Annotated in this window: 20 protein-coding genes and 2 pseudogenes; 6 read left to right on the top strand and 16 right to left on the bottom strand. The window is 62.5% G+C overall.

Features of this window, described 5'->3' with window-relative positions; all coding sequences use genetic code 11:
• Positions 1-77: 77 nt before the first annotated feature.
• From AC0L2B_RS26855 to coxB, 6 genes are all read right to left on the bottom strand, one after another.
• On the bottom strand, positions 78-959 hold the full coding sequence (locus AC0L2B_RS26855; RefSeq protein ID WP_027152361.1) for a cytochrome c oxidase subunit 3: 882 nt from the start codon (positions 957-959) through the stop codon (positions 78-80).
• 1 nt (position 960) lies between these two features.
• Complete coding sequence (locus tag AC0L2B_RS26850; RefSeq protein ID WP_031254967.1) at positions 961-1,602, bottom strand: cytochrome c oxidase assembly protein; 642 nt, start codon at positions 1,600-1,602, stop codon at positions 961-963.
• A gap of 8 nt (positions 1,603-1,610) precedes the next feature.
• Positions 1,611-1,772, bottom strand: coding sequence for a hypothetical protein (locus AC0L2B_RS26845; protein ID WP_077381685.1), 162 nt, complete (start codon positions 1,770-1,772; stop codon positions 1,611-1,613).
• A 2-nt stretch (positions 1,773-1,774) separates the two neighbouring features.
• Positions 1,775-2,719, bottom strand: coding sequence for a heme o synthase (locus AC0L2B_RS26840; protein WP_473747452.1), 945 nt, complete (start codon positions 2,717-2,719; stop codon positions 1,775-1,777).
• A gap of 77 nt (positions 2,720-2,796) precedes the next feature.
• Positions 2,797-4,446, bottom strand: a complete 1,650-nt coding sequence (gene ctaD, locus AC0L2B_RS26835; RefSeq protein ID WP_419696255.1) for a cytochrome c oxidase subunit I — start codon at positions 4,444-4,446, stop codon at positions 2,797-2,799.
• A 37-nt stretch (positions 4,447-4,483) separates the two neighbouring features.
• Positions 4,484-5,362 carry a cytochrome c oxidase subunit II gene (gene coxB / locus AC0L2B_RS26830; protein ID WP_236387989.1) on the bottom strand — a complete coding sequence of 293 codons (879 nt, stop codon included), beginning with the start codon at positions 5,360-5,362 and terminating at the stop codon, positions 4,484-4,486.
• A 354-nt stretch (positions 5,363-5,716) separates the two neighbouring features.
• On the opposite strand from coxB, the gene AC0L2B_RS26825 reads away from it, so the two are divergent.
• From AC0L2B_RS26825 to AC0L2B_RS26815, 3 genes and pseudogenes are all read left to right on the top strand, one after another.
• Complete coding sequence (locus AC0L2B_RS26825; RefSeq protein WP_473519709.1) at positions 5,717-6,358, top strand: invasion associated locus B family protein; 642 nt, start codon at positions 5,717-5,719, stop codon at positions 6,356-6,358.
• Positions 6,359-6,601: 243 nt separating this feature from the next.
• Positions 6,602-8,014 carry a metalloprotease TldD gene (gene tldD / locus AC0L2B_RS26820; RefSeq protein WP_473747451.1) on the top strand — a complete coding sequence of 471 codons (1,413 nt, stop codon included), beginning with the start codon at positions 6,602-6,604 and terminating at the stop codon, positions 8,012-8,014.
• 43 nt (positions 8,015-8,057) lie between these two features.
• Positions 8,058-8,338, top strand: a pseudogene (locus AC0L2B_RS26815) (AbrB/MazE/SpoVT family DNA-binding domain-containing protein).
• Positions 8,339-8,437: 99 nt separating this feature from the next.
• Here AC0L2B_RS26815 and AC0L2B_RS26810 read toward each other — a convergent pair.
• The 4 genes from AC0L2B_RS26810 to AC0L2B_RS26795 all read right to left on the bottom strand — a co-directional run bounded on the left by AC0L2B_RS26810 (position 8,438) and on the right by AC0L2B_RS26795 (position 11,426).
• Complete coding sequence (locus tag AC0L2B_RS26810) at positions 8,438-8,944, bottom strand: RES family NAD+ phosphorylase (protein WP_473747450.1); 507 nt, start codon at positions 8,942-8,944, stop codon at positions 8,438-8,440.
• Positions 8,937-9,308, bottom strand: a complete 372-nt coding sequence (locus tag AC0L2B_RS26805; RefSeq protein WP_027152353.1) for an antitoxin Xre/MbcA/ParS toxin-binding domain-containing protein — start codon at positions 9,306-9,308, stop codon at positions 8,937-8,939. Before AC0L2B_RS26805 ends, AC0L2B_RS26810 begins: the two co-directional genes overlap by 8 nt.
• Before the next feature lie 85 nt (positions 9,309-9,393).
• Positions 9,394-10,635 carry a class I SAM-dependent RNA methyltransferase gene (locus AC0L2B_RS26800; protein WP_473747449.1) on the bottom strand — a complete coding sequence of 414 codons (1,242 nt, stop codon included), beginning with the start codon at positions 10,633-10,635 and terminating at the stop codon, positions 9,394-9,396.
• Entirely contained in the window at positions 10,632-11,426 is a 795-nt protein-coding gene (locus AC0L2B_RS26795; RefSeq protein WP_473508707.1) for a TlyA family RNA methyltransferase, read from the bottom strand. Before AC0L2B_RS26795 ends, AC0L2B_RS26800 begins: the two co-directional genes overlap by 4 nt.
• Positions 11,427-11,599: 173 nt before the next feature.
• On the opposite strand from AC0L2B_RS26795, the gene AC0L2B_RS26790 reads away from it, so the two are divergent.
• The 3 genes and pseudogenes from AC0L2B_RS26790 (at position 11,600) to AC0L2B_RS26780 (ending at position 17,458) form a co-directional block, all read left to right on the top strand.
• Entirely contained in the window at positions 11,600-12,001 is a 402-nt protein-coding gene (locus AC0L2B_RS26790) for a GFA family protein (protein WP_287178261.1), read from the top strand.
• 396 nt (positions 12,002-12,397) lie between these two features.
• Complete coding sequence (locus tag AC0L2B_RS26785) at positions 12,398-15,778, top strand: adenylate/guanylate cyclase domain-containing protein (protein WP_473747448.1); 3,381 nt, start codon at positions 12,398-12,400, stop codon at positions 15,776-15,778.
• A 29-nt stretch (positions 15,779-15,807) separates the two neighbouring features.
• Positions 15,808-17,458: pseudogene (locus AC0L2B_RS26780) on the top strand (ABC transporter substrate-binding protein).
• Between the two features lie 307 nt (positions 17,459-17,765).
• On the opposite strand, the gene dxs reads toward AC0L2B_RS26780, so the two are convergent.
• The 6 genes from dxs to AC0L2B_RS26750 form a co-directional block, all read right to left on the bottom strand.
• On the bottom strand, positions 17,766-19,706 hold the full coding sequence (gene dxs, locus AC0L2B_RS26775) for a 1-deoxy-D-xylulose-5-phosphate synthase (protein ID WP_473747447.1): 1,941 nt from the start codon (positions 19,704-19,706) through the stop codon (positions 17,766-17,768).
• A gap of 207 nt (positions 19,707-19,913) precedes the next feature.
• Positions 19,914-20,834, bottom strand: coding sequence for a pirin family protein (locus AC0L2B_RS26770; protein WP_473747446.1), 921 nt, complete (start codon positions 20,832-20,834; stop codon positions 19,914-19,916).
• Positions 20,835-20,844: 10 nt separating this feature from the next.
• Positions 20,845-21,111, bottom strand: coding sequence for a DUF2277 domain-containing protein (locus AC0L2B_RS26765; protein WP_473747445.1), 267 nt, complete (start codon positions 21,109-21,111; stop codon positions 20,845-20,847).
• A gap of 110 nt (positions 21,112-21,221) precedes the next feature.
• A complete protein-coding gene (locus AC0L2B_RS26760; protein ID WP_023799340.1) occupies positions 21,222-21,473 on the bottom strand; it encodes an exodeoxyribonuclease VII small subunit in 252 nt (83 codons plus the stop codon).
• Between the two features lie 3 nt (positions 21,474-21,476).
• Entirely contained in the window at positions 21,477-22,403 is a 927-nt protein-coding gene (locus AC0L2B_RS26755; protein ID WP_473747752.1) for a histone deacetylase family protein, read from the bottom strand.
• A gap of 213 nt (positions 22,404-22,616) precedes the next feature.
• Positions 22,617-23,261, bottom strand: coding sequence for a TetR/AcrR family transcriptional regulator (locus AC0L2B_RS26750; protein ID WP_473747444.1), 645 nt, complete (start codon positions 23,259-23,261; stop codon positions 22,617-22,619).
• Positions 23,262-23,362 lie beyond the last annotated feature (101 nt).

Genomic DNA, 23,362 nt, shown 5'->3' with positions numbered 1-23,362 from the left:
CGCTTTAATGCCCTTCACCCCAAAAGGTAAGGCGGCCACGTCGCCGCAGCCGCCTCATCGATTTCCTCAGGAAGATTTCAGTGGCCTTCGATGACCGCGCCGCTCGAGGCCCAGACATAGATCGACGCGAACAGGAACAGCCAGACCACGTCGACGAAGTGCCAGTACCAGGCGGCAGCCTCGAAGCCGAAATGGTGCTTGGGCGTGAAGTCGCCCTTCATCGCGCGGACCAGGCAGACCAGCAGGAAGATGGTGCCGATGATGACGTGGAAGCCGTGGAAGCCGGTCGCCATGAAGAAAGTGGCGCCGTAGATCGAATCCCTGAAGCCGAACGGCGCGTGCATGTATTCGTAAGCCTGCACCATGGTGAACAGGATGCCGAGACCGACGGTCAGCACCAGGCCGTTGATCAGCCCCTTGCGGTCGCCATGAAGCAGCGCGTGGTGCGCCCAGGTCACCGTAGTGCCTGACAGAAGCAGGATGACGGTGTTGTAGAGCGGCAGGTGGAAGGGGTCGAGGACCTCAACGCCCTTCGGCGGCCAGACACCGCCGGTGAAGGTGGCGCGGGCATATTGCTGTGCCTCGCCGGGAAACAGGCTGGCGTCGAAGAAAGCCCAGAACCAGGCGACGAAGAACATCACCTCGGAAGCGATGAACATGATCATGCCGTAGCGCAGATGCAGCGACACAACACGCGTGTGGTGGCCTTCATGCGCTTCCCTGATGGTATCCGACCACCAGGCGTACATGGTGTAGATGACGATCAAGAGGCCGATGAAGAACAGCCACGGATTGGCGATGTTGAAGCCGAAGATCGGGAAATCGCCGCCCTTGAGATACTGCATGTAACAGACGCCGCCGATCGCGGTGACCAACGCGCCGACCGAGCCGAGGAATGGCCACGGGCTCGGGTCGACGAGGTGGTAGTCATGTTGTGGTTTTGCGTGCGCGTCTGCCATATCAACCCCCGAGGCTTCGTTCGGTATGTGAAACTTTGTTGCTTGTGCCTTCGGCCGGCACTGTCGACGCCACCGGCTTGGTCTTCTCGTTCTTCTCGACCGGGAACATCGTGTAGGACAGGGTAATCGTCTTCAGGTCCTTCAATTCCGGCGCATTGACGATGTCGGGATCTACATAGAACACGACCGGCATGTCCAGCGTCTCGCCAGGCTTCAGCGTCGTATCGGTAAAGCAGAAACACTCAACCTTGTTGAAGTAAGACCCCGCAAATTCCGGCTGCACATTAAAGGTCGCGCGGGCCGTCGTGGCGCGGACGAACTTGTTGGTCGCGCTATAATGCGCCTGCGCCGTCTCGCCTATCTTGATGGTGACGGAGCGGGCGACCGGCTCGAACTGCCAGGGCACGCCGGCCGTGTTGGCGTCGAAACGGATGGTGATATCGCGGTCGAGTACCCGGTCGGCATATTGCTGCGTTGCGCGTTTCACAGTGCCGCCGTAACCGGTCGCCTGGCAGAACATCGCGTAGAGCGGCACCGCGGCATAGGCCATCCCGATCATGCCGCCGAAAAAGGCGATGCAGACGCCGGCGACGACGCGGTTGGTGTTCTTCTTTTGAGGATTGGTCACTGTTTGGCGGTTCATCTTGAGCCTCACATGGTTCCGGTGAGGTTGTGACCGAATTTCACGACGGTCGCGATGTAGAAGATGACGACAAGCACCGCCAGCGCCAGGCCGATGGCTACCGAGCGGTTGCGCCGGGCCTTCTGCTGGCGCTCCGTCAGCGTGACGAGTTCAAGCTTCTTGTCGGCCATGGTCATGCTCCGCCCGTGGCCAGCGCGCGCCCGACAACGCAGTCGGCAAGGTAGATGGCGAAGATGGCGAAGAGGTAGAGCAGCGAATAGCCGAACAATGCCTTGGCTGGCTTCATCACATGGTCGTCATCCGCCATCCGCAGCACCTGCCACGCATACCAGACGAAGCCGGCGCCAAGCAGCACCGCAAGGACGCCATAGACGGGTGTGGTGAAGCCGAGCGCCCATGGCAGCACGCCAACCGGCGCAAGGATCAGCGCATAGGCGAAGATCTGGCGTCGGGTCGAAGCCTGGCCGGCGACATTCGGCATCATCGGGATGCCGGCCCTGGCATAGTCCTCGGACTTGAAGAGGGCGAGCGCCCAGAAATGCGGCGGCGTCCACAGGAAGATGATCAGGAACAGGACGACGCTTTCCAGGCTGACGGTTCCGGTCACCGCGACCCAGCCGATCACCGGCGGAATGGCGCCGGCAGCACCGCCGATGACGATGTTCTGCGGGGTCCAGCGCTTCAGCCACATCGTGTAGACGACGGCATAGAAGAAGATGGTGAAGGCCAGGAGCGTCGCCGACAACCAATTGACCAGCACGCCGAGCGTCATCACCGACAGCACCGACAGCACCAGGCCGAAACTCAGCGCCTCGCCTGGCCGGATGCGGCCGGCCGGCACCGGACGGCTGGCGGTCCTGGTCATCACCGCATCGATATCGGCGTCATACCACATGTTGAGCGCGCCGGACGCGCCAGCACCAATGGCAATAGCGAGGATCGCGATCACCGCCAGAAGCGGATTGATGGCCACAGGTGCCGCGACCAGGCCGACAAAGGCGGTGAACACCACCAGCGACATGACGCGCGGCTTCAACAGTGCGAAGAAATCGCCCGCCGTCGCTTCCGACATGCGAAAGCCCGGTTCGTCAGTCAAGGTGTCGTCGACAAGGGCCATGCGTACTTAAAGTCCATCATTCCGTTGGCCAAAACCGCCGGGCGAACCGGCGATTCAGTATTCGCCCAGGCAGAAGCCTATTTGATCTTCGGCAGCTGTTCCCACTGGTGGAAGGGCGGCGGCGAAGGCAGCTGCCATTCAAGCGTCGTCGCACCCTCGCCCCATGGATTGGCGCCGGCCACCCGCTTCTTCTGGAAGGCCTCGAACACGCCATAGAGGAAGATGACCACGCCGACGGCCGAAATATACGAGCCGTAGGACGACACCATGTTCCAGCCGGCAAACGCATCCGGATAGTCGATGTAGCGGCGCGGCATGCCTGAAAGTCCGAGGAAATGCTGCGGGAAGAAGACGAGGTTGACGCCGACGAAGGTAACCCAGAAGTGGGTATTGGCGATGACAGGCGAATACATGTAGCCGGTCATCTTTGGGAACCAGTAGTACCAGCCGGCGAAGATGGCAAAGACCGCGCCCAGCGACAGCACATAATGGAAATGCGCGACCACGTAATAGGTGTCGTGCAGCGGGCGGTCGAGACCGGCATTGGCAAGCTGGACGCCGGTAACGCCGCCGACGGTGAACAGGAAGATGAAGCCAATCGCCCACAGCATCGGGGTCTTGAGCGAAATCGACCCGCCCCACATGGTGGCGATCCACGAGAATATCTTCACGCCCGTCGGCACCGCGATAACCATCGTGGCGAAGACGAAATAGCGCTGCGTGTCGAGCGACAGGCCGGTCGTGTACATGTGGTGCGCCCAGACGATGAAGCCGACCGCCCCGATCGCGACCATGGCATAGGCCATGCCGAGATAGCCGAAGATAGGCTTCCTGGAGAAGGTCGAGACGATGTGGCTGACGATGCCGAAGCCCGGCAGGATCAGGATGTAGACTTCCGGGTGCCCGAAAAACCAGAACAGGTGCTGGAACAGGATCGGGTCGCCGCCGCCGTCGGGCGCGAAGAAGGTGGTGCCAAAATTGCGATCGGTCAAAAGCATGGTGATGCCGCCGGCCAGAACCGGAAGCGACAGCAGCAGCAGGAAAGCGGTGATCAGCACCGACCAGGCGAACAGCGGCATCTTGTGCAGCGTCATGCCAGGCGCGCGCATGTTGAAGATGGTGGTGATGAAATTGATGGCGCCGAGGATCGATGAGGCGCCGGCGATGTGCAGCGACAGGATCGCAAGATCCATCGCCGGTCCGGGCTGGCCCGAGGTCGATAGCGGCGGATAGATCGTCCAGCCGCCGCCGACGCCGTAGGCGCCAGGCGCGCTCGGCACGAAGGCCGAGATGATCAGAAGGATGAAAGCCGGTGGCAGCAACCAGAACGAGACGTTATTCATGCGCGGGAATGCCATGTCCGGCGCGCCGATCATGATCGGCACCATCCAGTTGGCGAAGCCGCCGATCAACGCCGGCATGACCATGAAGAAGATCATGATCAGCGCATGGGCGGTGGTGAAGGCATTGTACATGTTCTTGCCGCCGTCGAGCGCAGCGTCGGCGTTCAAGCCGTAGACCATCTGCGCCAGGCCGGTGAAAATCTGGATCCCAGGCTCCTGCAGTTCCATACGCATGACGACCGAAAGGGCAGCGCCGACGCAGCCCGCCATGATCGCGAAGATCAGGTAGAGTGTGCCGATATCCTTGTGGTTGGTCGAATACACCCACCGCACCCAGCCATGATACGGCTTGTGGTCGTGGTCGTGAGCTGCAGCGTCTGCCATGTTCGGCTCCGTTCCCTGATCTTTTCTGGTCGCGGCATCAGTTGCCGGCGGCCGCTACCTTGTCTTTGCCGTCGACCTCGGCCATCAGCGCCTTGTTGGCGCCGGGAAGGTCGGTGCCGGCTGCTGCCAGCCAGGTCTTGTACTGGGCGTCGGAGACGACGCGGATCGCGATCGGCATGAAGGCGTGGTCCTTGCCGCAGAGCTCCGAGCACTGGCCGTAATAGAGGCCTTCCTTTTCCGCCTTGAACCAGACCTCGTTGATGCGACCCGGAACCGCGTCGGTCTTGATGCCGAAGGACGGCATGGCAAAGGCGTGGATCACGTCTGCCGCCGTCACCAGTACCCGGGTCATGGTGTTGACCGGCACCACCATCTCGTTGTCGACGGCGAGCAGGCGCGGATAAGCGCCGCGGTCCTCCTTGCCGGCCGCGGCGCGGTCAGAATCCGCCAGGATCGCCGAGTTGAAGGAAAGCGTGTTTTCGGTCTGGTATTCGTAATCCCAGTTCCACTGGTTTCCCGTCGCCTTGACGGTCAGCTTGGCTTCCTCCGGCGGCGTGTATTGCGCAGTCAAGAGCTGGAACGAGGGGATGGCGAGCAAGAGCAGGACGACGACCGGCCCGACCGTCCAGATTACCTCAATCAGCGTGTTATGGCTGGTGCGCGACGGGGTCGGGTTGACGCTCGCGCGAAACTTCAGGATGCAATAGGCGATGAGAAAGAGCACGAAGAGGGTGATCGGCACGATGAACCACAGCGTATAGTGCTCGAACCGGGCGATCTGCCGCATCATGTCGGTGGCTGCGGGCTGGAAGGTCATCTCCCACGGCGCAGGCTGGGCCGCATGGGCGGATGCACCGGTGAACAGTGTGGCGGCAGCGCTTGCCAGGAGTTTGGCGCCTGCTAGGAATTTTCTCATTGCCGTCATTATCTCCCAGTTCCTCGCGATCGGACCGCAAGAATATCGAACAACGCCGGGACGGGAATCCCGGATAGTCCCGAGGCTGGTTCAAACCATACTCTATTTGCCTCTGCAAGAAAGGAGCGGGGGAAACCGTGCGGCATTTTTGCGCGCAAGCGCGGCTGCGCCTTGTGGCGGCGGCCGCGGCGGTGTCGGACCCGCGAACGCCCGAGCGGCGGAGTGTCCCGGCAAAATGCGCCGGGCCGTCGCAATTCGGGCGAATTTGGCACGGAAAAGCGCACAATTGCCTTGGTCGAGGCAGGCCGGCAGTGGTCTCATCCTTTACTTGCCCTTGGCGCGGCTTAAAGTGCCGTGATTCGCAATGGAGCCGTCATGAACTCTTGGCTTTGGGGACTTGGGCTTTCGAGGCTTGGGCATTCGAAACTTGGGCTTTCGAAACTTGGGCTTTCGAGAAGCTTGTCGAAAGTCATCCTTCTCGCTGCCGTGTCTAGCGTTGGCCTGGCTGGGATCGGCTTGTCCTATGTTGGCGCGTTTGGCGTCAGCCAGGCCAATGCCGCGCAGCCAAGCGGCAAGGTGCGGACGACGCATGGCGCATGGTCGATCATCTGCGACACGCCGGCTGGCGCCACATCGGAACAATGCGTGATGATGCAGAACGTCGTCGCCGAAGACCGTCCCGAGATGGGGCTTTCCGTCGTCGTGCTGCGCACCGCCGACAACAAGGCCGAAATCCTGCGCGTGCTGGCGCCGCTCGGCGTGCTGCTGCCCAACGGGCTCGGCCTCAATGTCGACGGCAAGGACATCGGCCGGGCCTATTTCGTGCGTTGCTTCCAGGACGGCTGCTATGCCGAGGTCATTCTCGAAAAGCCGCTGCTCGATACGCTGAAGACCGGAACGTCGGCCACCTTCATCGTCTTCCAGACGCCGGAGGAAGGCATCGGCATTCCGGTCGAGCTCAAGGGTTTCGCCGACGGTTTCGCCGCCCTGCCTTGAGGCGGGGCGAGAGGCCCAAAACCCTGCTGACGAAAATGAGATTGTGACCGCCTTTGGCTACAGCGCCGCGCGTCCAAGGACGCGCAAAGGACGCTGTTGCGCTTCGGATTTTGCGCATGATCCTTTCCGAAAATCGATTCCGATTTTCGGGGTCATGCACAGACAATGGTCAATGCCGATTGTCTGGACGCACCTTCGCGCCTACATCGTGAGGACAATCTCTTTCCACGGACGGACCGCGCCATGAACAGCCTGATCGGCCAATTCGACATTTCCGACGATCGCATCAAGCAGATCGTCGCCGAGACCATCAACGGCGCCGACGACGGCGAGTTGTTCCTCGAATACAGCGAGAGCGAAGCGCTGATGTTCGACAATGGCCGGCTGAAGACCGCCAATTTCAACACAGACCAAGGCTTTGGCCTGCGCGCGGTCGCCGGCGAAGCGAGCGGCTACGCGCATTCCAGCGATCTTTCGGAAGCGTCGCTGCTGCGCGCGGCCGACGCTGTGTCAACCGTCAAGAGCGGCTATTCCGGCACGCTTGCTGCGGCTCCCACCCGCACCAACCGCCATCTCTATGGCGATGAGAACCCGATCCCCTCGCCCTCCTTCGAGGCAAAGGCCAAGCTCCTTCAGGAAATCGATGCGTGGCTGCGAGCCGAGGATTCGCGCGTGCGGCAGGTGACGGCGTCGCTCGCCGCCTCCTGGCAGCATGTCGAGATCGTGCGTGCCGACGGCCAGATGGTGCGCGACATCCGCCCGCTGGTCAGGATCAACGTGTCGGTGGTGGTCGGCAACGGCGACCGCCAGGAGAGCGGCTCCTTCGGCATGGGCGGACGCAAAGGGTTTGGCGAATTCCTGGTCGAGGACAGCTGGAAACACGCCGCCAAGGAGGCGCTGCGGCAAGCGCTGGTCAACCTCGAGGCCATTCCGGCGCCGGCCGGCACCTTTGACATCGTGCTGTCCAGCGGCTGGCCGGGCGTCATGCTGCACGAGGCCGTCGGCCACGGGCTGGAAGGCGACTTCAACCGCAAGAAGACATCGGCCTTCGCCGGGCTGATGGGCCAGCAGGTGGCTGCCAAGGGCGTCACCGTCGTCGACGACGGCACCATGGCCGAGCGGCGCGGCTCGCTGACCATCGACGATGAAGGCACGCCGTCGGCCCGCAATGTGCTGATCGACGACGGCAAGCTTGTCGGCTATATGCAGGATCGCCAGAACGCCCGGCTGATGGGCATGAACGCCACCGGCAACGGACGGCGCGAAGGCTACGCGCACCAGCCGATGCCGCGCATGACCAACACCTATATGACTTCAGGAGACATGGAGCCGGACGAAATCATCGCCTCGGTCAAGAACGGCATCTATGCCGTCTCCTTCGGCGGCGGCCAAGTCGACATCACCTCGGGAAAATTCGTGTTCGGCTGCACCGAGGCCTACATGATCGAGAACGGCAAGGTGACGCAGCCGATCAAGGGCGCCATGCTGATCGGCAATGGGCCGGATGCCATGCATCGCGTTGCGATGATCGGCAACGACATGAAGCTCGACACCGGCATCGGCATGTGCGGCAAGGCCGGCCAGGGCGTGCCGGTCGGCGTTGGCCAGCCGCACCTCAGGATGAACCAGATGACAGTTGGCGGAACGCGGGTTTGATAGAAGCTGCGGTTTTTATCTTACATTCAGAGGATGCGCCGTGATGGCCAACCCGGAAAGACTCGTAACCACTGTCTCGACCAAGGGCAGGTCACCCTGCCCAGCGCGATCCGCAAGCGGAGGGAATGGGACGCCGGCACACGTCTAATGGTCGAAGATACTCCGGAGGGCGTGCTACTGAACCCTGCACCAGTCTTCGCCGAGACACGGCCAGAAGACGTGTTTGGATCCCTGCCCCATAGAGACAGGCCGAAGACGTTGGAAGAAATGGGCGCGGGGGTGTTGGCCGAAGCGCGGCGGCGCGGCCGGTTAGAACTGCCCTAACGCGCGTCGCGTTTGACCAGCCTCATGCGACGCGCTTTAGGGTGTTGTTCTATGCATGTCGTTATCGCAAAACCGCTGCACACTTTTGCGCGACATGCATTAAAGCCATGAAGCCGCCGTTTTCGGCAAGCGATGGTCGGGATCGATGACCTTCAGACGGGGTGCGTTGCTCTCGTTCCATCGCCACAGCGCGACGCATGTGCCGCCGGGCGACATGAAGGAGGGGTAGATCACGCCATGTTGCCCATCGGCAATCAGGCGATCTCTCAGCGTGTGCGTCTCAGGCACCAGGCCTTGATCCATGACATCGCGCCATTCACATCGGTGAATGTCCGCCGTCACGCCGAGCCTGGTCAACTCATCAGCGTCCGTAAGGTCGGCCAGTCGCGCGCCTGAAAGTGCGAGTTGCGCAATCAGCGCGGGATGCTGGACAAAGCCCTGATTGTACTCCGCCCAGGCAGTGGACAATTCGCCCGCGGCATAGATCGTCGGGGCGCCCACTGGATTCCAGCGACCGCCAAAGCGGGCTGCTCCTTCGCCGGAAAGCGGCAGATGCGCCCAACGCGGCACGAAGGCGCGCCATAGGCTCAGTCTGCTTTCAGGCATAGATGCCGGAGCGGACTGCCTCCAGATAGGCAAGCACCTTGTCCGTCTTGCCCTCTCGAACGAGATCGTAGGCGGTCTTTCCCGCCCAGCCGGGGATCGGCTGATGCTTGAACCAGATCGCCGCACGCTGTTCATCGCCGGCCATCTCGCCTGCCATCGCAAGGATACGGACAATCGGACTCAATGCGGCGTCGACCTTGCGCGCGCCGGTCTTGGCGGCAAGCGTGTTGCGCGCGACGCCGATCAGGCCCGCCAGTTCGGTCAGATTGACGCCCAGCAGTTCAGCCACCCGTCTTGCCGAAAGAAATGGCGTCCGCTCGTCGCCAAAGCGCGATGCCCTGATATCGAGAGCTGCGGTATTCATAACAGGCTCCTAGCATATTTTGAACAGAGCACGCTCAAAATACGCCCATTTTACGCGAAATTCAAGCTCAACAAGTGCGGACCCGCTACCGCCTTCGCTTCGGCTTCTCCAGAAGCGCGACGGCCTCGACATGCGGCGACCACAGGAACTGGTCGATCGGCGTCACGCTTTTCAGGGCGTAGCCGCCATCAAGGAGGATGCGCAAGTCGCGCGCCAGCGTAACCGGATTGCAGGAAACCGCGGCGACCAGCGGCACGTCGGAACGGGCAATCTGCTTCGACTGGTCTTCGGCGCCGGCGCGGGGCGGGTCGAAGATGACGCCGTCGAAGGCATTCAGTTCCCTCGAAGTGAGCGGCCGCCGGAACAGGTCGCGGCGTTCGCTGGTCACCCGCTTCAGACCGCTGGCGAAACGGAATGCCCGGTCGAGCGCCGAAAGCGCTGCCGCATCCCCCTCCACCGCATGGACCTCCGACCTGGCGGCGAGGCGCAGCGCGAAGCTGCCGCAGCCGGCGAAGAGGTCGGCGACCTTTTTGGCGCGCGCGAGGTGCCGGCCGACGATGTCGGCCATCGCCTGCTCGGCGGCCTCGGTCGCCTGCAGGAAGGCGCCCGGCGGCACCGCGACGGCGACGCTGCCGAACGTGACAACCGGCTTTTTGGGCTCGATGATGATCTCGCCATCGATCGAAAGCCTGGCCAGCCCCTGGGCGATGACGAAATTGGAGGCGACGCGGCGCTGGTTCTCGCCGAGCTTGCCGGACTCGTGAACCGCGACATCGAGGCCGGAACCGGTTACCGTGACCGTCATGCGGAACGATTTCGTCGTTGCGCAAACCAGTTCGGCGAGTGCTCTCAGACGGTCGAGCTTTGCGACGATCTCGGGCAGCGAGATCGGGCATTCCTCAATGGAAATGATTTCGGACGACAGCGCCCGAACGAAGCCGAGCAGCATGCCGGTCTCGCTGCGCCGGGCGGTGAACACGACGCGCCGGCGCGTCTGCGGCGCGCACGGCACCAGCGCGTCAATGTCGCAACTGATGCCCTTGCTGTTGAGCGCATGCGCAACCTTGTCACGCTTCCACCGATGATAGGCTTCGGCCTCGAGATGCTGGATGGCGCAGCCGCCGCATTCGGTGAAATGCCGACAGGCAGGGTCGATGCGAAGCGGCGAAGCCTCCAGCACCGACATCAGCGTGGCACGGTCCTTTTCGCGCGCGGCGGTGACGGTTTCACCGGGCAGCGTGAACGGAATGAAAAGCTCGCCGGTTTCGGTTTCGGCGACGCCGTCGCCCTGGGAGCCCAGCCGTGTGATCGTGAAGCGCGCGTTCATCGGCCTCCGATCCCCCTGTTCTCGACCTCGGCGTCCTTGATCCCGGCGAGCAGGAACTCGCGGTTGCCGTCGCCGCCTTCGATCGGCGACAGATGCAGTCCGAGCGAGCGCCAGCCGGGGACGCCGTCCAGCCAATCCTGCAGCAGGCCGGCAACCCGCGCGGCATCGTATGGGTCTTTCAGCAAGCCGCCCTTGCCGATCGCCTCGCGGCCCGCCTCGAATTGCGGCTTGACCAGAAATATTGCTTTGGCGCCGCTCCTGGCAATGGCGAGCGCCGGCGGCAGCGCCAGTTTCAACGAGATGAAGCTGACGTCGGAGACGATAAAATCTGGAATTCGATCGGCAAGATCGGCGGTCGAAAGATCACGGGCGTTCAATCCCTCGATAACAGTCACACGCGGATCGCCGGCGATATCCGGATGTATCTGGCCATGCCCAACATCGATCGCCGTGACATGCGCCGCGCCACGTCCGAGCAGCACTTGAGTGAAGCCTCCGGTCGAGGCGCCGACGTCGAGCGCTTCGCTGCCGGCTGGATCGAGGCCGAAATAGTCAAGCCCGGCGATCAGCTTCAGTGCAGCACGCGACACATAGCCCTGCGCCGGATCATCGACTTCTATGAGGCAATCAGCCCGGACGGTCTGGCCGGGCTTGCGGGCGATGACGCCGTCAACCATCACGGTGCCGCGCTCGATCGCGTCGCGGGCGCGAGAGCGGCTGGGAAACAGGCCGCGCGCGACGAGGAGTTCGTCGAGCCGCTGGCGTGTGCTGGCTGGCAAACGGGAGTTCATCGGCCTTCATGGCGAAAGCCTGTCACGAAGGCAAGGATATTGGGGAAGACAATGAACATCTTGCCAAAGCGGCGAGCGCATCAGGCCGCGCCACAAACTGTTGAATATCGCACTGGGTCCGGCACAATGTTGGGAACAATGCTCGTGTTGCTGCCAGAACGTGAGGAGGACGAATGCTGACCGGAACCTGCCATTGTGGCGCGGCCCACTGGATTTTGGAAGGCGATCCCGGCTCGATCACAGCCTGCAACTGCACGCTTTGCCGCCGCTATGGCGCGCTGTGGGCTTACGATTATGTCGACGAACGCATCCGTCTTGCGGGACCGACAAGTGCTTATACGCGCTCCGGAAAGGATGCCCCGTCGCTCGAGATCCTGTTCTGTCCGACATGCGCCTGTGTGCTGGCCTGGCGTGGTTTGCGCGCCAGTGCCGCCGGTCGCACTCGGATCGCCGTCAATGTGAGGCTTGCGCCACCTGACACCGTCGCCGACTTGCCGATCGACCATTTCGATGGTCTCCACACATTTGAGGACCTGCCTGGCGATGGTCGCTGCGTGCGCGATATGTGGTTCTAGTGGACTCAGTACCGAGTGCGGAAGAGCGGAAATCACCCCTTGGCGGTGGTTCGTTCGCGACCGGCCGAATTCACGCCCATGACCCGTTCCAGACCTTCCCGAGTATTGTCGCAAAGGGCTCGAACTTTAGCCATTCGCGACATTCCTAGGGTGGAGTAAGCTGCTATTGGCCTGTGCTGCGCAATCCTCTCAGGCTGCCTCCCGGGTTCAATTGGGTGTAGAATGCTTTCATCCTCCACGCCGATTGACGCGGCAGGGTTCCGTCCCCTGCGGATCCCGATCTCACTCCTCAGCATGCGCTAGCTCCGCATGACATTGATGCCTCGGACAAACACATCCGGGCTTCGCCGTGCGCCCGCGTGGTGCTAACCTGCCTTAGACCAAACGGAGGGTGTCATGGACATTGCCGGGTGGCTTTCGAGCCTTGGGCTCGGCAAATATAGCAGAACCTTCGCCAAGAACGAGATTACGCCCGAAGTGCTCCCGCATCTGTCGGATGCGGACCTCAAGGCGCTGGGGCTGCCGATGGGCCCAAGGAAGCTCGTGTTGGCCGCGATCGCGGAACTTGGCAAGCGCAGTATGGAGGATCCCGCCACAGCGGCCCGAATTGAACCGATCCCTGGAAGTGGTCCACCGCCTCGCCCGGAAGCTGAACGTCGCCAGTTGACGGTGATGTTTGTCGATCTGGTTGGATCGACCGCATTGTCAGGTCAATTGGACCCCGAAGAGATGGGGGAGGTGATCCGGAATTACCAGCACGCGGTTACCGGGGAGATCAGGCGTCTGAATGGCCATGTGGCGAAGTACATGGGCGACGGGGTGCTGGCCTATTTCGGCTGGCCGCGTGCGCATGAGGACGAGGCCGAGCGAGCGGTGCGGGCCGGGCTTGCCATTGCCGCTGCAGTCGCCGAGCTGGCGACGCCCGCGAAAGTGCCGCTGGGTGCGCGAGTGGGCATTGCCACGGGTCTGGTGGTGGTAGGCGATTTGATCGGCGAAGGTGCAGCGCAGGAGGAGGTGGTGGTCGGCGCGACGCCGAACCTGGCGGCACGCCTGCAAGCACTTGCCCAGGTTGGCAATGTGGTCGTGGCCGGAACGACCCGGCTGCTGCTTGGCGAGCTCTTCGAGCTGGTTGATCTCGGCACCCACGATCTGAAGGGGTTCGCCCAGCCGGTGCGGGCTTGGCTGGTCATGGGCGAGAGCCGAGCCGAGGGCCGCTTCGAGGCGCTGCACGGGATGCGCCTCACGTCGCTCGTCGGCCGCGATGAGGAAATAGCCTTGCTCCTCGACCGTTGGCGGCAGGCCAAGGACGGTAGGGGCCAGGTGGTGCTTCTGTCGGGCGAGCCGGGCATTGGCAAGTCCCGCATCGCAATCGCCCTGCGCGACCACCTCCGCCGCGAGAAAAGCTTGTCGCTACGCTATGACGGCTCGCCCTATCACATCAACAGCGCTCTGTTCCCGGTGCTGGACCAGCTGCGTCGGGCTGCCGGCTTCGAGCGCGAGGATGCGCCAGAGGTGAAATTGGCCAAGCTGGAGGCATTGCTTCCCGCGGCTGAGCCTCACCCGAAATCGCCGATCCCGTTGATCGCTGAGTATTTGGCGATCCCGACAGGCGACCGCTACCCGGTGCCCGAAGTCGCCCCGGAACAGAAAAGGGCGAAGACGTTTCAGGCGCTGCTAACCCAGCTTGAGGGCCTCGCGGCCAAGCAGCCGGTGCTCATGACGGCCGAGGATGCTCACTGGTTCGATCCCACCAGCCTTGAGCTGTTCGATCGCATCGTCGATCGGATTGAGCGGTTGCCGGTACTGCTGGTTGTTACCTTCCGGCCCGAGTTCGCGCCACGCTGGACCGGCCGACCGTATGTGACGCTGCTGACGCTCAGTCATCTCCAACTGAACGAAAGCGCAGCACTCATTGACCATCTCACTGGCGGCCGGCCGCTTCCCGGCGAAGTGCAGGCGCATATTCTCCGCAAGACCGAAGGCGTGCCGCTCTTTGTCGAGGAACTGACAAAGACCGTGCTCGAATCCGGTCTGCTGCGCGAAGCCGGTGAGCGCTATGAGCTTGCCGGCCCGCTGCCACCGCTCGCCATCCCCTCGACGTTGCAGGACTCGCTCCTGGCTCGCCTTGATCGGTTGTCGCCGGTTAAGGAAGTGGCGCAAATCGGCGCTGCTATCGGCCGCGCGTTCAGTTACGAATTGCTCGCCGCGACCGCGCAGATGGACGAGCCGAAGGTCAGGACCGCTCTGGACGGACTTGTTCACGCAGAACTGGCATTTTGCCGCGGCAAGCCTCCGGACGCGATCTACACCTTCAAGCATGCGCTGGTGCGGGATGCCGCCTACCAGTCGCTACTGAAGAGCCGACGCCAGCAACTCCATTGCCGGATCGCCACCCTCCTCCGTGATCGCTTTCCCGAACGAGCCGAGGCGGAACCGGAGGTGCTCGCCCACCATGCTACCGAGGGCGGACTGTTCGATGATGCAGTGTCGTCCTGGTACAAGGCGGGCCTTCGCGCCAATCGTCGCTCGGCGGACGACGAAGCCATTGCGCACCTCTCAAAAGGCCTGGAGCTGCTCACGCAACTCCCAGAGAGCCGGGCCCGCGACGATCTCGAGATCGATCTGCAGCTTGCGCTTGGCATACCCTTGGCGTCCCTCAAGGGCTATGGATCTGCCGGGGCCGTCGCCGCCTATACGCGAGCCTGTGAGCTATGTGCCGAACTGGGCAGCGAGACGTCCAAATCCTTCCCCGCGCTGCGCGGCTTGTGCACCGGCCACCGGGCCCGGGGGCAGATGCACACGGCCACCGCCCTCGCTGATAAACTGATCGGCATCGCCCGACAATCGGGCGACCCGTCCCTGCTGCTGGAGGCCCACCACGTCAATTGGACGACGCAATACGCGCTCGGTAAGTGGCGGTCGGTATGCGAGCACACCGACCAGGGTCTCTTTCTCTATCGGCCAGAACACTTCTCGCACGCCTTCGTCTATAGCGGCCACGACTCCGGCGTGTGCGCAGCTGCCAAGCAGGGCGTCAGTCTGTGGATGCTTGGCTTTCCGGATCAGGCGTTGGCCCGGGCGCGAGAATCCATTATCCGGGCCCGCCAACTGCCTCATCCGCCCAGTTTGCACCACGCTTTCTATCATGCCACCGTGCTGCACTACTTCCGCCGCGATGCCACGGCGGCTCGGGAAGCAGCCGAAGCGAGGCTTCAATTGGCGCACGAGGGATTTCCGGCCTGGGTTCCCCATATCAGTCTGCAGTTGGCCATGATCCAGGCCCTCGAGAGCGCACAGCAGGTTCCAGCCCCGGTCACCGCCGCCCCGCCGGCGCTGCCAAACGAAATCCTGAATGACGTCGAAGGAAAGGGCCTTGTTCTCTGTCTTTTCGGATGCGTGTGCGAACTGGCGGGCGAGGTCGAGGCGGGCCTAAGCATGCTGCAGCCAGCAATATCCGCGGCGGAGGCTACTGGCGCGCGCCTATGGGAGTCGGAATTTAGTCGACTCACTGGAAATCTCCTGCTCCTGGCAAAACCCCGTGACTCCGAACAGAGCGAGGCGCATTATCGCCGTGCCATCGAGATCGCTCGCGAACAGCAGGCGCGATCACTGGATCTGCGCGCGTCGATCTCGCTCGCTCGCCTGTGGGCCGACCGCGGCGATCGGCATGAAGCATACGACCTGCTCGCGCCGACCTACGCCTGGTTCACGGAAGGCTTCAACACGCGCGACTTGATCGATGCGAAGGCGCTTCTGGACAGCTGTGCAAGGTCATAAATCACGCTGAGCCACAATGGGAGGAAGTCATGACCCTCTACAGAAGCAACGGCGACCGGGTTCCCCATCACATTAGCCAACTGGCGGAGGCCACCAAGGCCGGCAAGATGGACCGGCGCGAGTTCCTGGCTCTCGCCAGCGTATTCGGCGCATCGACCGCTTACGCCTACGGAATGATTGCTCTTGCAGTGCCCACCAAAGGCCATGGCGCAGGAACCTGTGAAGGGCGGTGTCCTCAAAGTTGCTATGCGCATCAAGGATCCGAAGGATCCGCGCACGGCAGACTGGTCTCAGATCGCTACCGCGCAGCGCCAGACGCTCGAGCCGCTGGTCAAATATACCCGTGAATTCACCTTCGAGCCCTATCTGCTCGAAAGCTGGGAAGTGAACGACGACGCCACGGAATATATCCTGCATGTCCGTCCGGGCGTAACGTGGAACAATGGCGACACCTTCAATGCCGACGACGTGATCTTCAACTTCACCCGCTGGGCCGACAAGAGCGCCGAGGGGAATTCCATGCCCGGCCGCCTCGGCATGCTGGTTGACGAAGCCACCGGCAACCTGCGCGAAGGCTCAATTGCCAAGGTCGGCGACACGACGATCAAGCTTAGCCTAACCAAGTCGGACATCGCGCTGATTCCGAACCTTTGCGATTATCCCGGCCTGATCGTCCACCGCTCCTTTGACGAGGCCGGTGCCAACTTCGTGCAGAACCCGATCGGCACCGGACCGTTCGAGCTCGTCTCCTACGATGTCGGCCAGAAGGTCGTCTACAAGCGCCGCGCGAACGGCAAGTGGTGGGGCGGCGAAGCCTATCTCGACGGCGTGGAGTTCATCGATTACGGCGCGGACCCCTCGGCGATGGTTTCGGCCTTCGAGACCGGTGAGGTCCACACAAACGACGAGACGACCGCCGACTACGTGCCGATCCTCGATGCGCTCGATCTGGTCAAGTCGGAGGTGATGACCGCGTCGACGATTGTGGCGCGCACCAACGTGACCAACAAGCCCTATGACGACCAGAAGGTCCGCCGAGCTCTTCAGCTCGCGGTCAACAACGCTGTGGTTCTCCAGCTCGGCTACGGCAATGCCGGCGAAGTGGCTGAAAACCACCATGTCTGCCCGATTCATCCCGAATATGCCGAGATGCCCAAGATCGCGCGAGACATAGAGAAGGCCAAGGCGCAGATGACGGAAGCCGGGCAGATCGACTTCGAGCACGAGCTGATCACGGTTGACGAGGACTGGCTCAAGAACACTGGCGACGCGATCGCCGCCCAGCTCCGCGAGGCTGGCATCAAGGTCAAACGCACGGTTCTGCCGGGGTCGACCTTCTGGAACGACTGGACCAAGTATCCGTATTCCATGACCAACTGGAACATGCGGCCGCTCGGCATCCAGGTCATCTCGATCGCCTACCGCAGCGGCGAGGCGTGGAACGAGGCCGCCTATTCCAATCCGGACCTCGACGCCAAGATCGGCGAGGCGCTCTCGATCGCGGATGCGGAGAAGCGCAAGGTGATCATGGCCGACATCGAGAAGATCCTGCAGGATTCGGGCATCATCATCCAGCCTTACTGGCGCAAGCTCTACAACCACTCCGCCGCTTCCGTGAAGAACCACGGCATGCACCCGACCTTCGAGCACGACTTCGGCAAGGTCTGGCTTGATGCTTGAGCCTGGAGGAAGGAACTGGGAGGCGCTCGTCCGGATTTCCGAGGCAACGGCTGCTTTCCGGCCATACTCAGTCCTTAAAATCACATGTTCAAATGACAGCTCCTGGTGCTGGTTGCTCATTTCCAGTCGACGATCGAACGGCACGAAACCACCCGTTTCTGCCCTTCACACACCGGTAGCAAGCATCAGGATTTCACTCTGCTTCTAGAAGATTGCACGCGAGCCCGTAGGCGAATGCCAAATGACAACGCAAACAGTCAGTACGACCGCCGGTCGGCAAACTGGTGCAAGCCGTTGAGATTTTGATTCAGGCGCTTTGCGCGCTGGCGGTGCGTCCCAGCGCCACAAAGACGGTGCGCACGATGCCGGCGGCATCTAGCCCGGCGTCGGCATACATCTTTTCGGGCTTGGCGTGATCGACGAAGCTGTCGGGCAACACAAGCGGGCGTACCTTCAGGCCGTTTTCCAGCAGCCCTTCGTGGGCCAGGAATTGCAGCACGTGGCTGGCGAAGCCGCCGACCGCGCCCTCTTCCACTGTCACCAACACTTCGTGCGAACGGGCCAGGCGCCGGATCAGGTCCTCGTCGAGCGGCTTGGCGAAACGAGCATCGGCGACCGTGGTGGAAAGCCCGGCCGCGCCAAGCTCCTCGGCCGCAGCCAGGCAATCCTGCAGCCGCGTGCCGAAGGAAAGCAGCGCAACCTTGGTGCCCTCCCTGACGACACGGCCCTTGCCGATTTCGAGAACCGAGCCACGCTCCGGCAGGTCGACGCCGACGCCGTTGCCGCGCGGGTAGCGGAAGGCGATGGGGCCTTCATCATAGCTTGCCGCCGTGCGCACCATGTGTCTGAGTTCCGCCTCATCCGCCGCGGCCATGACGACGAAACCGGGCAGCGTCGCCAAAAAAGTCGTGTCGAAGGCGCCGCAATGGGTCGCCCCGTCGGCCCCGACGAAGCCGGCGCGATCGATCGGGAAGCGCACCGGCAGTTTCTGGATCGCCACGTCGTGGACGACCTGGTCGTAGGCACGCTGCAGGAAGGTCGAATAGATCGCCGCGAAAGGCTTGAAACCTTCGGTGGCAAGGCCGGCGGCAAAAGTCACCGCATGTTGCTCGGCGATACCGACATCAAAAGTCCTCGCCGGGAACGCCTCGCCGAAGAGGTCGAGGCCGGTGCCGTTCGGCATGGCGGCGGTGATGGCGACGATGCGATCATCTTCGCGGCCTTCCTGGATCAGGCTGTCGGCAAAGACTTTCGTGTAGCTCGGCGCGTTGGCCGGCGCCTTGGCCTGCGCGCCGGTGATGACGTCGAATTTGTTGACGCCGTGATATTTGTCGGCGGCCGCCTCGGCCGGTCCATAGCCTTTGCCCTTCTGGGTCACGACGTGGATCAGCACCGGACCGTCGGCATTGTCGCGGACGTTCTTCAGCACCGGGATCAGGTGCTCGAGATTGTGGCCGTCGATCGGGCCGATGTGATAAAAACCCATTTCCTCGAACAGCGTGCCGCCGGTGACATAACCGCGCGCATGCTCGACCGCCCGCTTGATGGCTCGATCGGCGCGCTCGCCGAGATAGGAGGTCAGCTTCTTGCCGAAATCGCGCAAGCCCAGATAGGCCTTGCCCGACGCCAGACGGGCCAGGTAGGCGCTCATCGCGCCGGTCGGCGGAGCGATCGACATGTCGTTGTCGTTGAGGATGACGATCAGCCGGGCATCGAGCGCGCCGGCATTGTTCATCGCCTCATAGGCCATGCCGGCCGACATGGCGCCGTCGCCGATAACGGCAATGACATTGTTGCGGCCCCCGGAGAGATCGCGTGCCATTGCCATGCCGAGGCCGGCGGAAATCGAGGTCGAGGAGTGGGCGGCGCCGAACGGATCGTATTCGCTCTCGGCGCGCTGGGTGAAACCGGACAGGCCGCCCTCTTGCCGCAGCGTGCGGATACGGTCGCGGCGGCCGGTCAGGATCTTGTGCGGATAGGCCTGGTGACCGACATCCCAGATCAGTCGGTCGTCTGGCGTGTTGAAGACATAGTGCAACGCCACCGTCAGTTCGACCACGCCAAGGCCAGCACCGAGATGTCCGCCGGTGTGGGACACGGCGTCGATCAACTCGGTGCGAAGCTCCGATGCCAATTGCGGCAGATGACGTTCGTCAAGCGTCCTGAGCTCGGCCGGGATGCGGACCTTGTCGAGAAGTGGCGTATGGAGCTTTGCGTTCACTGGTGCTGGGGCCTGCTTTTTATTCATCTGCGAAATAGGCTGCTGGCCGGCGAATGTAAATGCGTGCGAGTGACGCGGCATAGCTTCAAACTGTTAGGGTTTCGTTTACGCGTCCAAAACGGCGCGGCGCTCTAAAGCGCGTCGCGTTCGACCGACCTCACGCGACGCGCTTTAGGTTGTTGTTTTATGCATGTCGTTATCGCAAAACCGCTGCACACTTTTGCGCGACATGCATTAATTGTTCGGCAGCGGAATGAACTCTTCTTCATCCCCCGGAACGATATCGAAACGGCCTGTCTTCCATTCTTCTTTCGCCTGTTCGATGCGTTCCTTCGACGATGACACGAAATTCCACCAGATGTAGCGCTTGGAGCCGAGCGAGGCGCCGCCGAACAGCATGAAATGCGCTCCACCCTCCGACGACACGACGATCTCGTCGCCGGGCCGGAACACCAGCAGCCGCTCTGCCGGGAAGCGGTCACCGGAGATCGAAACCTCGCCTTCCAACGTATAGATGGCGCGCTCCTCGGCATCGGCAGGGATTTTCACGCTGGCGCCGGGCGCCAGGCTGAGATCTGCATAGAGTGTGTCCGAAGCGGTCACGACCGGTGACCGCAGCCCGGCAAACGCGCCAATGACAACGCGCCCGCTGACGCCTTCAGCGTCGATTTCGGGCAGACGCATGGCCGCGGTATTCTCGAAGATCGGGTCGACCTCCTCTTTATCGTCCGGCAGCGCCAGCCATGTCTGCAGGCCGGAAACCGACATCGGCGCACCGCGCAGCTCCTGCGGCGTACGCTCGGAATGAACGATGCCGCGACCGGCGGTCATCAAATTTACGTCGCCGGGCTGGATGACCATTTCGGTGCCGAGCGAATCGCGATGCCTGATCTTGCCGTCGAACAGGTAAGTGACCGTCGACAGGCCGATATGGGGATGCGGGCGGACATCGAGCGCCTGGCCGGCCCGCAAAATCGCCGGTCCCATGCGATCGAAGAAGATGAAGGGACCGACCAGCCGACGCCTGGCGGTCGGCAAGGCACGGCGAACCTGAAAGCCGCCAATGTCCTTGGCGTTCGGAATAACCATCAGTTCGATCTGGTCGCTGGCGAAGGCGTCACCGGGCAGAGGGTCGTTTCCGGGAAAGAAGCTCATGCGGTCTTCCTCAGGCGAAGCGGAGTGCAGCCCTGGCTTTCGCCTTGGCCGCCACCTCGTCGCGATTGCGCGGATGCTGTGTCGTCGCGAGGCTGTCCAGCAATTCGCGCGCAGACGCGGCTATGGCCTCGACGGCGTGGTCGAACGCATGCTGGTTCTGTTTCGACGGCCGTGTCGTTCCGCTCAGCTTGCGGACAAACTGAAGTGCGGCATCGCGGACCTCGTCATCGGTTGCCGGCGGATCGAAATTGAACAGGGTCTTGATGTTTCTGCACATCGTTCGCAATCTCCTCTCGTCCTGGAGCCGTTTCAAGCGGGATGGGTACTATCCTCAATCATGATCATGTCGAAAAGCCGCACGGCGAAATTGTCGTTCGGGACCGTGCCTTACTCCGCATCCAGCGGCTCGGTCCCCACCGGCTTGCCGTCGCGCGAAAGCCTGATCTTCTCGACCTTGTCCTCGGCCGCCTTGAGCAGCCGGTCGCAATGGAGTTTTAGCGCCTCGCCGCGCTCATAGATGCGGATCGACTGGTCGAGCGGCACGTCGCCGCGCTCCAGATCATCGACGATTTTCTCCAGCGCGTCGAGCGCCTGCTCGAAGCTCATCGCCTTGACGTCTTCGTTGCTCTCACCAGCCATCGTCTATCCTTTCATCAGTCGCCCGACATGGGCGGCGACCGAAAATGCCAATCCCTGCAGATCGTAGCCGCCCTCGAGCAGGCTGACGAGCCGGTTGTCGCTGTGGCGACCGGCGCGCTGCATCAACTGGCCGGTTGCCCAGTCGAAATCGTCCTCGGTCAGGTTGATCTCGGCCAGCGGATCGCGGTGGTGCGCGTCGAAGCCGGCGGAAATGATGATGAGGTCGGGCGCGAAATTGTCGAGCGCCGGCAAGATCCGCGACAGGAAAGCGTCGCGGAAAACCTCGCTGCCGGTCTGTGGCGCCAGCGGCGCGTTGACGATGTTGCCGGCGCCGGTTTCGCTCACCGCCCCGGTCCCCGGGTAAAGCGGCATCTGGTGCGTCGAGCAATAGAGCACCGACGGATCGTCCCAGAAAATATCCTGCGTGCCATTGCCGTGGTGGACGTCCCAGTCGACGATGGCAACACGCTCGGCCTGGTGCTGCCTTTGCGCGTAGCGCGCCGCGATCGCCGCGGTGTTGAACAGGCAGAAGCCCATGGACGTGGTCTTTTCGGCGTGGTGGCCGGGCGGCCGGGCGGCGACAAAGACATTGGCCACGTCGCCCCGAAAGACATCGTCGACGGCGGCGTTGGCAGCGCCGATCGCCGTCACGGCCGCCTGCCAGCTTTTCGGACTGGCGGTGGTGTCGGCGTCGACACGAGCGATACCGATGTCCGGTATCAAAGCGCGGACCCGTTCGACGAATTCCTGCGGGTGTGCGTAGAGGATGGTGGCCTCGTCGCCTTCCGGCGCCTCGGCACGATCAAGGGCCGCAAAGGCCTCGTCGTCGAGCACGCGCTCGATGGCGCGCAGGCGGTCCGGCCGCTCCGGATGACCGGGCGGCGTTATATGCTCGAGGAAGATCGGGTGGGTATAAAGCCTTGTGACCATGCCCCCGATATAGGCGCGCCCGGCGGCTTTGACCATGTTTTGCAACCGCCAAAGGCAGACGTTCAACAGGGTTTAGGCGTTGGGTGCTGGTTGGGTCCGGCGCGAGACACCGACCGAGACCAGCGCCTTCTCCTTGAGCTGCCCGAATCTTGAGGCGCGCTTCGGCCGTCCCATTCGAGGTCGCGCCTTGCTTTTGGTGGTCTTGATACAGGCTCAGGCCGGCGATTTGTCCACCTCAGCCGGTGCTTGTGGACGGCCAATCCTGCGGTCTTGCCTGAGCAGTCCTTCCAAAAGCACGTTGAACGCCTTCACCGCCTTTTTCGACGTCGCTTCTGGATTTTCCGAATTTGCGATCCACTGCGCGGCATGTAGCGAGGCGCCGCTGACCAGCCTTGCTGCGGCTTCGGGATCAACGGCAACGATGGTTCCCTCGTCCCTCAGCTTTTGAAGGTTCTCGCTCATCGAGCGGATGCATTCGTTCTGGCTCGGCCATTGCGAAGGATCGCCGAGCACCGCCGGTCCGTCGCGAAGGACAATACGCTGGATCTCCGGCTCCAGCGCCATCTCGATATAGGCGGTGCATTCGTCGACAAAGCCCTGCCAGAGAGTGTCCGCCCTGACTGAGACGATCTTCAACCGGGCCAACATCTCCGCGTCGATCTCGGCGATGACCGCCTGGAGAAGGCCCTTCTTGTCGCCGAAGTGATGATAAAGCGCGCCGCGCGTCAGCCCGGCCGATGCGGTGAAGTCGTCCATCGAGGCCTCGGCATAGCCGACAGTGCCAAAGGCATGGCGCGCCGCCGCGACCAGTTTGGCGCGGGTCTCGGCGATCATCTCCCTGCGTGGTTTGTGCCCCATTCGCTCATTCCTTCACATACGTCTCGTATATTATTTGACATACGCGTCGTATGTCATTATCTGATTTGCATACGCCGCGTATATAAGTGGCTCGGCCTCAA

This window comes from Mesorhizobium sp. WSM4815 (genome assembly GCF_055811575.1).
This window is presented reverse-complemented; position numbering and strand designations above follow the sequence as displayed.